Consider the following 13,490-nt stretch of genomic DNA (forward strand, 5'->3'; position numbering starts at 1 on the left):
ATGAATAAACTTTTTTTAACATTTTTTTATAGTGGGCTTTTAAGACCGGCCCCTGGAACTTGGGGGAGTTTTTTTGGTCTTATTTTAGGAGTTTTAATAGCCTATTTTTTAGGAATTACAACTCTTTTTTTACTTGCAATTTTACTAAGCTTAATTGCTATAAAAGAGGTAAATGCATATGAGGCAAATGGTGGAGAACACGATAATTCAAGTATAGTTATAGATGAAGTTATAGGAATTTGGATAACTTTGAGTATGGGACTTGCTATAAATCTAGAAAATGGCACAATGAGTTATTTAGTTATTATTTTGTCTTTTATTTATTTTAGACTTTTTGATATTTACAAACCATCTTTAATTGGTAGGATTGACAGAGAAGTAAAAGGTGGATATGGTGTCGTTTTAGATGATGTGTTAGCTGGATTTTTTGCAGGACTTTTAACTTTAATGAGTGTTGGAGCTATGATGAAATTTGGCTTTGAAAAATTTATATTTTAATTTTAGGCTCAGTTTTTGAGCCTAAAATTTTAATTATATGCTAAATTTACTTTTTTTAAGTCTTGCACAATAGAATGCTCTCTAAATTCCCTACAAACATCACTACTATTTGAAGTATTATTTACGTAAATATATTCACCACCATTTTCTTGTTTTGCAACTACTTCTACACAGTAATTCATAACACCTTTTTCATTTACACCATATCGTACAGGTTTATCAAAATCAAACAGAATATCTTTATCTTCAAATCCGGCAGATATTGTCATAATACCAATATTTGTAAATTTTCCATTTCTAAAGTAATAACTTCTTATATCATCAATTCCTGTTTTTAGCTCACTTGCAGCTTGATAAATAGCAATTCCGCCACCAGTTTTATTCATGAATTTTGGGATAACTACTTTAAAAATAACAATTGCTGCAACTATTAAAAAAACCATTTGTCCTATACTAAAACCTTTTTTCATATTCTTTTCCTTTCAGTTCTTCAAGTATTTTATTTAACTCTTTTGTTTGCATATATTTTTCATAACTTTTTTTTACAAAAGCACTTAATAAATCTTTTGCATCAAGATCATTATTGCCATCACTCATCATGGCGAATTCTTTTGATAAGACCAAAGCAAACTCATCATCAACTTTAATCTTGTATGATCTTGAGATTGATTTACTAGTTAAATTTACTTCTATTGTTTTCATTTATCTAAAACATTTTCAATTTCTTTGAAAAGTTCATCCTCGGTTAAATTTTTAACCACCATATCCTCTTCAAGTTTTCCAAGCCTTGAAGTAAGTGCTTCATTTTGAGCTTTAACGGCAACTATCTCATTTCTCAGTTTCTCGTTTTCACTAGTAGCCTCTTTGTATTTTTCAATTAACTCCTTAATTTTATCACCCAAAGTAGGAACTATTTTTTGTTCTTCAAACATTGTTATACCTTTTTTTGTTATAATGTTCGATTGTATCAAAAATGTGCTTAATAATAAAGGAGTTTTTTGAAAAATTTTGAATTAATTAGCAAATTTAGTCCAAGCAACGATCAACAAAAAGCAATTGATGACATTGTAAATTCTATTTTAAAAGGAAATAAATATCAAACATTACTAGGCGTTACAGGAAGTGGTAAGACCTTCACAATGGCAAATATTATTAAAAATTTAAATATTCCAACTTTAATAATGACGCACAATAAAAGTCTTGCAGCTCAATTATATAGTGAATTTAAGGGTTTTTTTCCAAAAAACAAAGTTGAATATTTTATAAGTTACTATGATTATTATCAGCCAGAAGCATACATTCCAAGGCAAGATTTATTTATAGAAAAAGATAGCTCAATAAATGATGAATTAGAGCGACTTAGACTTAGTACAACTGCGAATTTACTAAGCTTTGATGATGTTATAACAGTAGCCTCTGTTTCAGCAAATTATGGTTTAGGTAATCCAGCTGAGTATCAAGGTATGGTTATGTTTTTAGAAAATGGTTTTAAAATCTCACAAAAAGATATGCTTATAAAACTAGTTGAAATGGGCTATACAAGAAATGATAACTTTTTTGATAGAGGAAATTTTAGAGTAAATGGTGATGTAATTGATATTTATCCAGCTTATTTTAACGATGAAGCAGTAAGAATTGAATTTTTTGGTGATGAAATAGATGAAATTTATCATTTTGATTTTTTAGAAAACAAAAGAACTAAAACCATAAATAAATTTATTTTATATCCAGCAAGTCAGTTTATTGTTGGTCAAAATAGGTTAAAAGAAGCTATAAAAGGAATAGAAATAGAACTAGATGAAAGACTTAAATTTTTCAAAGATACTGGAAAGCTAGTTGAAGCACAGCGACTTAAACAAAGAGTTGAGTTTGACTTAGAAATGCTTAGAGCAACTGGCTCAACAAAAGGCGTTGAAAACTACTCTAGATATATTACAGGTATGAAGCCAGGTGGAACGCCATATTCTATGTTTGATTACTATGAGATAAAAAACAAAGATTATTTAGTAATTGTAGATGAAAGTCATGTAAGTTTGCCACAATTTCGCGGTATGTATGCAGGAGATAAAAGCAGAAAAGACACTCTTGTTGAGTATGGTTTTAGACTTCCATCAGCTCTTGATAACAGACCACTTAAATTTGAAGAGTTTATAAATAAAAAAGGGAAATTTTTATTTGTTTCAGCTACTCCAAATGATCTTGAAATAGAGCTTTCAAAAGGTAAGGTGTTTTACCAAATACTTCGCCCTACTGGACTTTTGGATCCTGAAATAATTTTAAAAGATAGCGATAACCAAGTTGAAATTTTATACGATATGGCCAAAGAGGTGATAGCTAAAAATGAGCGTGTTTTAGTAACTGTTCTAACAAAAAAAATGGCAGAAGAGTTAACAAAATATTATCTTGAACTTGGAATTAAAGTAAAATATATGCATTCAGACATTGATGCAATACAAAGAAATGAGCTAATTAGAGGTCTAAGACAAGGAAAATTTGACATGTTAATAGGTATAAACTTACTTAGAGAAGGACTTGATTTGCCAGAAGTTAGCTTAATAGCCATAATGGATGCTGATAAAGAGGGATTTTTAAGATCTCAAACAAGCTTAATTCAAACAATGGGAAGGGCTGCAAGAAATGTAAATGGAAAAGTTGTAATGTTTCATAAAAAAATTACAAATTCAATGAAAGAAGCCATTGATATTACAACACAAAGAAGAAAATATCAAGATGAATACAACAAAAAAAATGGTATAACACCACATTCAGCAACTAGAAACTTAGAAGATAGCTTAAAAATAGAAGATGAAGCTGAAATTTTAAGAGCAAGTAAAAATTTAGAAAAAATGCCAGCAAGTGAAAGAGCAAAAATCATAAAAGAGTTAAGAAAACAGATGCTTGAAGCAGCATCAAATTTAGAGTTTGAAAAAGCAGCAAGTTTAAGAGATGAAATAGCAAAGATGAAAGAGATTTAAAAAACAAACTTTAACAAATATCACAAATAATAAAAAACTACTTCTAGTATCTAATTTGGTATTAATGGTTTAGCTTACAACTTAACACCAAATTAGTTCTCCTGAAATCTCAATATTATATACTTTATTTATTACTTTCAGGAGTCCGATCCATAAAAAAGATATAATTAACAACCATAAATTAGCAAAACCAAAAACTGCCACTATAATTTTCAGGATTTAAATCTTGACTATATCTTAAAATCTCATTTGCTAAATTACTATTTTTAGCTATTATGGTTTTTTGCTTAGTTTAACTGCTTTTTTAGCTCTTCTTTTGTATAAACCACATATTTATCTTAAAAAAAATTAAGTATTTATTATCCTAGTTAACACATTATCTAGGCATCGTACAGCCAAAAAGACAATAAAAACATCAAAAATAATTAGTTTATTAAAAAAACTGTTCGATTTTTTCTCTCATTAAATTTTCATCATTTATATGATTAATCTCATTTCTAAATTCACTAGCTCCATCGTATCCTTTTGAATACTGATGAAGATGCTTTCTAAAAATAACAATTCCTTGATTTTTATAGTGTTTTATCATCTCATCAAAATGACATAAAATAATCTCTTTTTTTATCTTATCGCTAACTTTTTCATTATGTTTTATTTCGTAAAAAATCCATGGGTTTCCAATACTAGCTCTACCTATCATAAGTCCATCAGCTTTTGTATAATTTAAAACTTCTTTTGCATTTTTATAACTTATATCTCCATTTGCAATAATTGGAATAAAAGTTGTATTTTTAGCTCTTAAGATAGCCTCATAATCAATTTTTGAGCTATATCCTCCAACTTTTGTTCTGCCATGAATAGCAATATAATCAACACCACATTTTTCTATTTCTTTAACTAGAATTTCAGGAATTTTCTCATCGAAACCAAGTCTGATTTTAATACTTAAATATTTTTTATTGGAATATTCTTTTATGGTGAAAAGAATTTCTTTTAATAGGTCTATATCTTTTAAAAGTGCAGAGCCAGAACCGTTTTTAACCACTTTTGTAGCAGGGCAGCCACAGTTTAAGTCTATACCATCGATAAAATCAAATTTATTTAAAACTAAAACAGCCTCTTTTATAATGTCAGTATTATTTCCTGCTATTTGAACAATATAAGGAACTTCTTCCTCATTTTTTTCAAGCATTTTAATAGTTTTTTTATCATTATGAGCAAGTGCGTTTGAACTTATCATCTCACTGGTTGTAACATCACAACCAAAACGCTTTACAACACCCCTCAAAGCAATGTCTGAAAATCCAGCTAAAGGAGCTAAAAAAAGTGGCTTTTTAGAAAAATCAATCATTTATTATCTAAAAAAGTAATTTGCAGAGATGTTTTTGCCCTGGTCTCTTAAATCCATTAAAATTTCAAACTCCGGATATTCATCGCTGTAATTTAAAATATCTTTTAACTCTTCCATCATTCCAAACTCATATAAAAGATATAAATATGCATAAGATGCACTTTCCTTTTCAGAATTAAGTTTATTAAATAAGGCTATTAAAACATCTGGTTCTATTTTTTTATTCAAAGATTTAGCAACATTTACATAACCGTATTTGTCCAAATCACATATAATCAAAAGATTCAAAAGATCATCTTTTGTCATTTCAAAATTTTCTTCTTTTGCATATCTTTCAACAAGAAGAAAAGCATCATCTTTTGAAATTTCAAAAGGAAATTTTTTTATATCAAAATAACTGAATGTTTTAAGAGCAACTTTATAGGCTTTTTTACTAAGTTCATCATCAAGAGTTTTTTTATCTTTTAAGATTTCTTTTGCATAAGAGCTATTTTCTTGAAGCTTATTAAACTCATTTTGAATAACTAAAGGATTGTCATTATTTAATTTATACTTTTTAAGTTCAACAACTTCTCCGTTTTTTAGTTTCTCAAGAACATTGATGATTTCTGAAATATCTTCATTTTCAATATTTACTGAATGTGTATGCCAAGGAGATAAAAATTTAGTTATTTCATTTGAAGTTTTGAAAGTATCAGTCTTAAATTTTTTATCACTTTCAATGCCTAAAAGTATTTCTTTTGCATAATTTTCATAAATATCTTCATCGTTTTTTATAGCTTGTTTTTGTCTAAAATTTGCAATCCCACTCCAAGCAACATGAAAAATAGCTAAAATTGCAAATATGATAATTGGCAAGACAAACCACAATGCTACAGGAAGTTCAAGCCCAACACCTAACAAAGAAACTTTGTAACTAGATGCATTTTGTACAAAAGCAAAAATGCCAACTAAGCCTATATAAATAAGCGAATATACTATAAAATGCTTTAATCTCATAAAAACCTCCTTTTGCTAATTGTTGTTTTTCTCTGAAATTTCTTGACAAGTTATGCAAAGTTTTACATTAGGTTTTGCCTTAAGTCTCGCAATGGATATATTTTCATCACACATTTCACATATTCCGTAAGTTCCATTTGCTATTTTTCTTAAAGATTCATTTATTGCATTTAACTCTATTTTTTGTTTGCTGCTTATTGAATATTCCAAATCAGAGTCTGTGCTTATACTTGCCACATCAAATTCATCCACAGCACCATTTTGTCTTAATTCATCAATCTGTTTTGTAGAATCATTAATATTATCAATAATCTCTTGCTTTCTTTGTTCAAGAATATTTTTAAAATGTTCTAACTCGGTTTTTTTCATATTACCTCTTTATTTATGATATGGGTGGTTTGCATTTATGCAAAGCCCTCTAAAAATTTGTTCATATAAAACAAGTTTTGCTATCTTGTGTGCAAATGTCATTTTGCTAAGGCTTATAATTTTATCCATTTTTGATTTAAAATCGGTGCTTAAACCATAAGCCCCGCCTATAAAAAACGAAACTTTATTTTTGGCTAAAAAAAGTTTGCTAAACTCAAAACTATCAAACATCTTTCCGCCCTCATCAAGCCCAATACAAAACCCATCTATTAAAGGCTCATAAGCCTCATCATAGGCTTTTAAAGCCATATCTTTTGAACTTGATTGGGCTTTTGCTATTTGATTATTAAAAAGAACTTTATCTTTGATATTGGCATATTTTTTAGACATCTTAATATATTCATTAATCTCAGAATAAAACTCAATTTTTTCTTTTGAGATTGAATAAACTAAAATTTCCAATTTTACTCTTTTATCTCTTCTTTGTTTTCTTCTATCTCTTTATCTTCTATTTTCAGCTCTATAGTATCCATTTTAACATTTTCTTTTCTATGGGCACCTAAAAGCTCTAACATATCACTTAGATATTTTTTATGCTCACCTCTTGGAACAATTGCATCAATTAAACCATGTTCTAATAAAAACTCAGATCTTTGAAAACCTTCTGGCAAATCAGCTCCAATGGTTTGCTTAATAACTCTTTGACCTGCAAAGCCTATTAAAGCACCTGGCTCAGCTATAATAACATCTCCTAGCCAAGCAAAAGAAGCACTTACTCCGCCCATTGTTGGATCTGTTAAAATAGAAATATAAGGAAGTTTATATTCTCCAAGTTTTTTAATCGCAGCTGATGTTTTACTCATTTGCATCAAAGAATAAGTACTTTCCTGCATTCTTGCTCCACCACTAGCACTTATTATTATAAGAGGTTGTGTTTTAGCAATGCATCTTTTAACTGCTCTTACTATCTTTTCACCTTCAACAGACCCCAAAGATCCACCCATAAATGCAAAATCAAATACAACTATTTGAGCAGCAATACCATAAATTTCAATCTCACCACTAATAACTGAGCTTTGTCTTCCAGTTTTGCTTTCCCCTTCACTTATTCTTTTTTTATAAGACTTTTTATCTACAAATTTTAATGGATCAATTGGCTCTAAATTTTTATCAAATTCTACAAAAGTTCCCTCATCTTCTAAAATGGAAATTCTTTCTCTTGCTGATAATCGCATATGATGAGCACATTTTGGACAGACATTAAATGATGCTTCAACCTCTTTGTAATACATCAAAGAATGACAGTTTGGACACTTAATCCAATGTGTAGGAGCTTCGCTTGGATCTGCTTGTTTTCTTCTTATTTTTGAAAATATATCACCAAAATTCATTCTACCACCTTCATAAAAATAATCAACATTATAACAAAACTAACCTTATCTTTTCTTTTATAGCTTAATTTTAGCAAAAATAAATTCAAATTTTACTAGAATACACTCATGCAAGGATATATTTTAAGAGTTCAAAAAGTAAAAGATGAAGATTGTATAGTTTACATTTTAACAAATGAGTTATTAGTTTGCTGCTATAGATTTTATGGTGCAAGACATTCTAAAATTACACTAGGATATAAGCTTGATTTTGAACTGGAAAATTCAATTAATTTTTTACCATCTTTAAAAAATACAATGCACCTTGGTTATAATTGGCTTTTAGACAGAGATAGACTTTTATATTGGCAAATGTTTATTAGGCTTTTTTACAATCACCTAAAGGACCTTGAAGAAGTTAATAAATTCTACTTAGAAATTTTAGATCAATCAGCCATAAAGATTGAAAAACAAAATCCAAAAAGAGTTTTTTTAGAAAGTTATATTCAAATTTTAAAATTTGAAGGAAGACTTCATGACGAAGAAATTTGTTTTTTTTGTGATAAAAAAATAGGAAATGAAAAAATAGCATTAGCAAGAGCTTTTTTACCAGCTCACGAAAAGTGTATCGGCAAGAACGGTTTTATAAAAAATAAAATTTATGAATATTACAAAAATATATCAACAATAAACTTAAATGATGAAGAAGTTGATAGACTTTATGAAATTTTAAAGGAAGGGTTTTGATTATTATGCTTTATTGATTACTTCAGTGCGTATAAAACATAATTTTTAATTTTTATCCAAATGGTCTTCAGTGCTATTACAACATTTTAAAGCAAAACAAATAAATTAATATGCTCAAAATAGATATTTTTATATTCATCAGTTTTATTTAAAATAATAAATTTCTTTTTCTGTTTTTTAAAAAACATTTTATTTAATTTATGTCTCGCATTTCTTTTACTTACTAAAAAATATTTTGAATATTTTCAATAAAATTGTATATATTTATATTAAAATTATATTTTAAAATCCCAATCTTTTTATACTATAAATCAAGTCTTTAATAAAATTAAAATTTGTTTGATACAATAAACCAAATAAAAATTTTCATTCACATTTAAACTCTGAATTTTTGTTAATCTAAAAAGTAAAGTCATTAAACTATACTATTTAAAAAAATTTTAAAAAGTTTTTGGAATCGTTATTTTCTAAAAATTGATAAATTTATTTAATCTATTTTTTTCTTTTTTGATGTATGATTTGTTCAATTTTACTATCTTTACATTTAAAATCATCTCTTTTTTTGAAAAATATATAAATGTTTTATTGATTTTTATTGTTTTAATCACCAAACACTTCATCTAAAATTTTTTTAGTTACACAATATAAAGATACAACGTCTGCAATAGCCCCACTTTCAATCATCGCGATAATAACTGTCCAACTAATCATAATAACTCCTTTAATTTAATTTCACGGTTAATTATAAAGATTATTTTGGACATTATTTGTCTAATTGAATATTTTAACTCAAAAAAAGTAATCATTTAATTTGTAAAATTATACCATGTTTTCATTAATAATCTTTTTAATAAAAGTATTGAATATGACATCTGCAAGTAAGAGCTCAAACAAATAGAAAACCTACAAAAACAGCTAATTATGAAATAAATTGGAAATGCATAAAGATGAGAAATTTATAGCTTGAGCTTTGTATAAAATTATAAAAATTTATAAATTTTTTATAATTGGAACTAAATTTAAATCCAGGAGGTTGTTTTACGAAGTCTTAGAAGATGAAAATAATATTTTAATTATAAAAAAATCATAAGTGAAAAAGAAATATAAAATATTTTATATTATTAATATAAAAAACAGCTTGATTTTTCTCTAAAAATAGGAGTTTCAAAATATTGTATTATGAAATATAGTATAAACTAGGATGAATTACTTGAAAATTTTGAATATTTTGAAACATATTAAAAAAGATTAGAAACAAATAATAAAATTTTATTTAGACATAATTCATTCTTTTAGTTCCTTATCTTTGATGAGTTTTACAATGAGTGGAATCATATCAAATTTAAGAAAAATATAATTAAATATAAAAGGCGTTTATTATGAAATGTTTTTGAATACAACCTTGAGAATAATATCTGTCATAACACCAATAATTACTTTAAAAAAGTAATTGGAGTTTTTTTACCAACATGGAAATGCAAGAGATATTCTACGGCTTACTAAATCAATATTGATAATTTTAATTTAGTGTTTATTCCCTTTCTCAATGCATTAAGCATCTCAAATATGTAATCTATGAAAGTTAGTTATGCAACTTAGAATAAAGATTCTAGCTTTAAAAAATTTAAAAAAAATAAAATTTATAAACATATTTTAAAAGAACTTGATGATTTTGAAGATGTCTTATATATTCAAAGTTTTTCACTCTTTTAATATAATCTTGCAAAATAATACAGAAAAAAATCGCAATTATACACAGCTATACAATACTAAAAGATATAATAGTATTGGTCATTCGTGAAGATAATAAACTAAATATATACAAAATAAGCATAGGTTGGGGAATAAATAATGAAAATAAAAGTAAAATACAGCTTAAAAATAAGTAATTTTGCTTAAATAAAATTAGAAATAGCATAGCTCACGCAGTAGATAAAATTGTATGTATAAGTTCTACAAAAGTCGTGCATATTTATATTATTTTTTAAAAAATAGATTAAGCCGATTTATAAATATAATATTTTTATTATTTTACATATCAAGATACTATATTAACTATTTTTAACAATAAAATTATAAGTGATATTACATACAAAATATTTCAATTTTTTAAATCTTATCAATATCTTTTATTAGTCTATACAAATAGTACAAACATTTCAAATACATCAAAATAACAGAGCATCTAAAAAAAGATAACCAACTATAGCTACTATTAAAAAAATGTATCTTTATGTATGTTTTCAAATGCAGATTTTAAGCTTATAAAAAGTTTTGAGTTATTTTTTTCTAAATTTAAAAGAAGTTCTTTTGTATTTGCCCTTGCATGAGGCATTTTATTTTCCATACTATAAGCTGGACAACACTCATCACCCACTACTTTTAACTCATTTCTTATAGCACAATCTCTTATTTGCCTTTCTCTTGCAAAAATTAATGGCCTTATTAAAACAAGTCCATTTTTGGCTGTATATTTTGGAGCTAATGTTCTTAAAGCTCCATTATATGTAAAATTCATAAAAAAGCTTTCGACCGCATCATCTAAATGATGCCCTAAAGCTACTTTGTTGAAGCCATTTTTTAAAGCATAAGTATATAAATGCCCTCTCCTAAGCCTTGCACAAAAACTACAAATCGTAGTATTTTGTTTAGCCTTTTCTTGCATAATATCAAAAGAGTTTGTCTTTATAATCTCATAATCAATACAATGATTTTTAAAATGCTCTATTAAATAAGAAAAATCTTGCCCTATACCATAATCCACAGTAACAGCTTTAAATTTCCAATTTTTAGGACTAACTTTTTGAAAATGATTTAAGATGTGAGATAAAATAAGACTATCTTTTCCACCGCTTAAACCAAGTAAAATTCTGTCATTTTCTTCAAACATTTCATATTTTGCATTTGTTTGACCGACAATTCTAAGAAGTTTTTTACTAATTTGCATAAAAAATTAATTTATTTTTTCTATCATTTTTAGTATGAAATTTGCACTTATTTTGGCACTTTTAACCATAAATTTATCAAAGTCAAACTCAGCCTTATGGCCAGCTTCATCACTAACTGTTCTAATTACGAAAAATGGTACTTTTAAAGCATCACAAACAAGGGCTACACTTGCACCCTCCATCTCTGTCATATCCGCTTTAAAGATATTTTTTATCCACTCTTTTTTATCTTCATCACAGATAAATTGATCACCACTTGCGATAATACCAGAAAGAAGCTTTAAATCCAACTCTTTTGCAGTCTTTTGCGCAATTAGATTAAGTTTTTCATCACTATTAATAAATATAGGGCTTCCTGGAACATAGCCATAAGGATGTCCAAAAGCCGTAATATCAAGATCATGCTGTACTAATGATGAGCCACTTAACATATCTCCAATTTTAAGTCCATCTTTTAACGCTCCAGCAACACCTGAAAAAAGTAAAATTTCAGCTTTAAATTTTTCTATCATAATGGTTGCAGTTAGTGTGGAGTTTACTTTGCCAATTTTAGAATAAGCTATGATTAACTCATGATTTTTAAAATTTGTAAAATAAAAGCTATTGTTTGCATAATCTACTTTTTTGCATTCAAATTTTTCTAAAAAAGGCTCAATTTCCTCTGGCATGGCTCCCAAAATGGCTATTTTCAACTATTTTCCTTTGCGTATTTAATAAATTCATTAATTGTTTTTACATCATACAGACTAAAAGTAGGTTTTTTTGTAATTCTTTTGTTTAAACCACCCAAAACACTTGCTCCAAACTCAACATAACAATCAACCATATCATCAATATTTTCAATGCTTTGTTTATATAAAACAGGCTTTACAAGCTGATCTTTTAAAAGAGTTAATGCATCACTTTTTGTACAATAAATTTGTGAAGAAGCATTTGATACAACAGGGCCAAACTCATCCCTTAAAAGTGGTTCAAGCTCACTTACAAGTTCTAGGCTTGCACTCTCTAAAATAGGACAATGGCTTGCAACACTCATATCTAAAAGCATAGCTCTTTTTGCACCTGCATCTTTAAATTCTTTTTCATATAAAGCAAGATCATCTTTATTTCCAGCTACAACTACTTGTCCATCGCAGTTGTAATTTGCCGCCCAAATTTGTTTGCCACTATCTTGAGCATTCTTACAAATTTCTTCTATACTCTCATCAGATAATCCAAGCACTACCATCATAGAAGCATTTTTTCCCTCACATGCTTTTTGCATAAATTTGCCTCTTTTATTTACAAGTTTTATTGCATCTAAAAGATCAAAAGCATCACTTACGCCAAGCGCACTGAACTCTCCTAATGAATGACCCAAACAAACAGCTGGCTTTAAAGCAAGCGTTTCTTCAATTGCTAAATAAGCCATAAATGAATTTAGTACAATAGCTGGTTGGGTAAATTCAGATTTACTAAGATTTTCATTTTCAGTAAAAAGTAAATTTTTAAAATCAATCTCGCAGTAATCTGAAGCTCTATCTAAAATCTCTCTTGATTGAGCAAAGTTTTCATATACATCTTTGCCCATTCCAACTTTTTGCGATCCTTGTCCTGGAAAAATAAAAGCGTATTTCATATTTGCCTACTTATGTTTTCCACAACACTCATGTTCATCATGGTGATGACCACCGCAGAACTCATGCTCATCGTGGTGATGCCCACCACAACAATCATCATCACTATGACAACCACAAACATGCTCACCCTCAACTCTTCCACTTGCTACTTCATCATCACTTGCAAGTCTATTTTCTACAATTTTAACTCTAAATTCTAAATCTTTACCAGCATAAGGATGATTAAAATCAACTATAACTTCATCATCACCAATTTCTTTTACTATAACTCTAGCACTTCTTCCATCTTCGCTCTCTCCGATAAGCTCCATTCCTTCTTTTAGCTCAATTCCAGCGAATTCTTCTTTTGGAATAGATCTTACTCCATCAGGATTATACTCTATAGCACCCTCTTCTTTAGAAATATTTATAATTTTTTCTTCATTTGCTCTTAAATTTAAAACTTCATTTTCAAGCTTTTCTAGAACATGTCCTAAACCTGTTAGAAATTTAAATGGCTCAAGATTAAAATTTGTTTCCAAAATTTCATTATTTTGTTTGTCTTTTAACTCATAAAACATAGTTATAACTCTATTTTCCATATTATTCTCCTATTAAAATGTTTTTTAATTTTA

General features: G+C 27.6%; 15 protein-coding genes. 3 read left to right on the forward strand and 12 right to left on the reverse strand.

Features of this window, described 5'->3' with window-relative positions:
- On the forward strand, window positions 1-498 hold the full coding sequence (locus O6B72_RS03105; RefSeq protein ID WP_269492189.1) for a phosphatidylglycerophosphatase A family protein: 498 nt from the start codon (window positions 1-3) through the stop codon (window positions 496-498).
- A gap of 29 nt (window positions 499-527) precedes the next feature.
- On the opposite strand, the gene O6B72_RS03110 is transcribed toward O6B72_RS03105, so the two are convergent.
- The 3 genes from O6B72_RS03110 to O6B72_RS03120 are packed head-to-tail and all read right to left on the reverse strand — an operon-like array spanning window position 528 to window position 1,430.
- The gene (locus tag O6B72_RS03110) at window positions 528-968 is read right to left on the reverse strand and encodes a hypothetical protein (RefSeq protein ID WP_269492190.1); all 441 of its coding nucleotides are present in this window, start codon (window positions 966-968) and stop codon (window positions 528-530) included.
- Window positions 952-1,200: a hypothetical protein gene (locus O6B72_RS03115; RefSeq protein ID WP_016647382.1), complete on the reverse strand. Its 249-nt coding sequence runs from the start codon at window positions 1,198-1,200 to the stop codon at window positions 952-954. Before O6B72_RS03115 ends, O6B72_RS03110 begins: the two co-directional genes overlap by 17 nt.
- On the reverse strand, window positions 1,197-1,430 hold the full coding sequence (locus O6B72_RS03120) for a hypothetical protein (protein ID WP_018713298.1): 234 nt from the start codon (window positions 1,428-1,430) through the stop codon (window positions 1,197-1,199). The genes O6B72_RS03115 and O6B72_RS03120 overlap by 4 nt, the downstream gene beginning before the upstream one ends.
- A gap of 66 nt (window positions 1,431-1,496) precedes the next feature.
- Between O6B72_RS03120 and uvrB the strand changes: the two genes are divergently transcribed.
- On the forward strand, window positions 1,497-3,473 hold the full coding sequence (gene uvrB / locus O6B72_RS03125) for an excinuclease ABC subunit UvrB (protein WP_258298586.1): 1,977 nt from the start codon (window positions 1,497-1,499) through the stop codon (window positions 3,471-3,473).
- A 433-nt stretch (window positions 3,474-3,906) separates the two neighbouring features.
- Here uvrB and O6B72_RS03130 read toward each other — a convergent pair whose 3' ends face one another.
- The 5 genes from O6B72_RS03130 to accD are packed head-to-tail and all read right to left on the reverse strand — an operon-like array spanning window position 3,907 to window position 7,583.
- Complete coding sequence (locus O6B72_RS03130) at window positions 3,907-4,824, reverse strand: tRNA dihydrouridine synthase (protein WP_101637530.1); 918 nt, start codon at window positions 4,822-4,824, stop codon at window positions 3,907-3,909.
- A gap of 3 nt (window positions 4,825-4,827) precedes the next feature.
- On the reverse strand, window positions 4,828-5,823 hold the full coding sequence (locus O6B72_RS03135) for a LapA family protein (RefSeq protein WP_258298584.1): 996 nt from the start codon (window positions 5,821-5,823) through the stop codon (window positions 4,828-4,830).
- 15 nt (window positions 5,824-5,838) lie between these two features.
- The gene (gene dksA / locus O6B72_RS03140) at window positions 5,839-6,192 is read right to left on the reverse strand and encodes an RNA polymerase-binding protein DksA (RefSeq protein WP_018713294.1); all 354 of its coding nucleotides are present in this window, start codon (window positions 6,190-6,192) and stop codon (window positions 5,839-5,841) included.
- Window positions 6,193-6,201: 9 nt separating this feature from the next.
- Window positions 6,202-6,654 (reverse strand): 23S rRNA (pseudouridine(1915)-N(3))-methyltransferase RlmH, encoded by a 453-nt coding sequence (locus tag O6B72_RS03145; RefSeq protein WP_258298583.1) that lies wholly within the window; start codon window positions 6,652-6,654, stop codon window positions 6,202-6,204.
- Between the two features lie 2 nt (window positions 6,655-6,656).
- Window positions 6,657-7,583, reverse strand: coding sequence for an acetyl-CoA carboxylase, carboxyltransferase subunit beta (gene accD / locus O6B72_RS03150; protein WP_101637527.1), 927 nt, complete (start codon window positions 7,581-7,583; stop codon window positions 6,657-6,659).
- 108 nt (window positions 7,584-7,691) lie between these two features.
- On the opposite strand from accD, the gene recO reads away from it, so the two are divergent.
- Entirely contained in the window at window positions 7,692-8,309 is a 618-nt protein-coding gene (gene recO, locus O6B72_RS03155) for a recombination protein RecO (RefSeq protein ID WP_258298582.1), read from the forward strand.
- 2,215 nt (window positions 8,310-10,524) lie between these two features.
- On the opposite strand, the gene O6B72_RS03160 is transcribed toward recO, so the two are convergent.
- Genes O6B72_RS03160 through O6B72_RS03175 form a run of 4 tightly spaced genes read right to left on the reverse strand, consistent with a single transcriptional unit; the run spans window position 10,525 to window position 13,457 of the window.
- Entirely contained in the window at window positions 10,525-11,256 is a 732-nt protein-coding gene (locus O6B72_RS03160) for a tRNA 2-thiocytidine biosynthesis TtcA family protein (RefSeq protein ID WP_269492191.1), read from the reverse strand.
- Between the two features lie 6 nt (window positions 11,257-11,262).
- Entirely contained in the window at window positions 11,263-11,949 is a 687-nt protein-coding gene (locus O6B72_RS03165; protein ID WP_269492192.1) for a 5'-methylthioadenosine/adenosylhomocysteine nucleosidase, read from the reverse strand.
- Window positions 11,946-12,875 carry an ACP S-malonyltransferase gene (fabD, locus tag O6B72_RS03170; RefSeq protein ID WP_101637523.1) on the reverse strand — a complete coding sequence of 310 codons (930 nt, stop codon included), beginning with the start codon at window positions 12,873-12,875 and terminating at the stop codon, window positions 11,946-11,948. The genes O6B72_RS03165 and fabD overlap by 4 nt, the downstream gene beginning before the upstream one ends.
- A gap of 6 nt (window positions 12,876-12,881) precedes the next feature.
- Complete coding sequence (locus O6B72_RS03175) at window positions 12,882-13,457, reverse strand: FKBP-type peptidyl-prolyl cis-trans isomerase (protein ID WP_269492193.1); 576 nt, start codon at window positions 13,455-13,457, stop codon at window positions 12,882-12,884.
- Window positions 13,458-13,490: the final 33 nt, after the last annotated feature.

Source organism: Campylobacter ureolyticus, from assembly GCF_027277485.1.
GTDB classification, from domain to species: Bacteria; Campylobacterota; Campylobacteria; order Campylobacterales; family Campylobacteraceae; genus Campylobacter_B; species Campylobacter_B ureolyticus_B.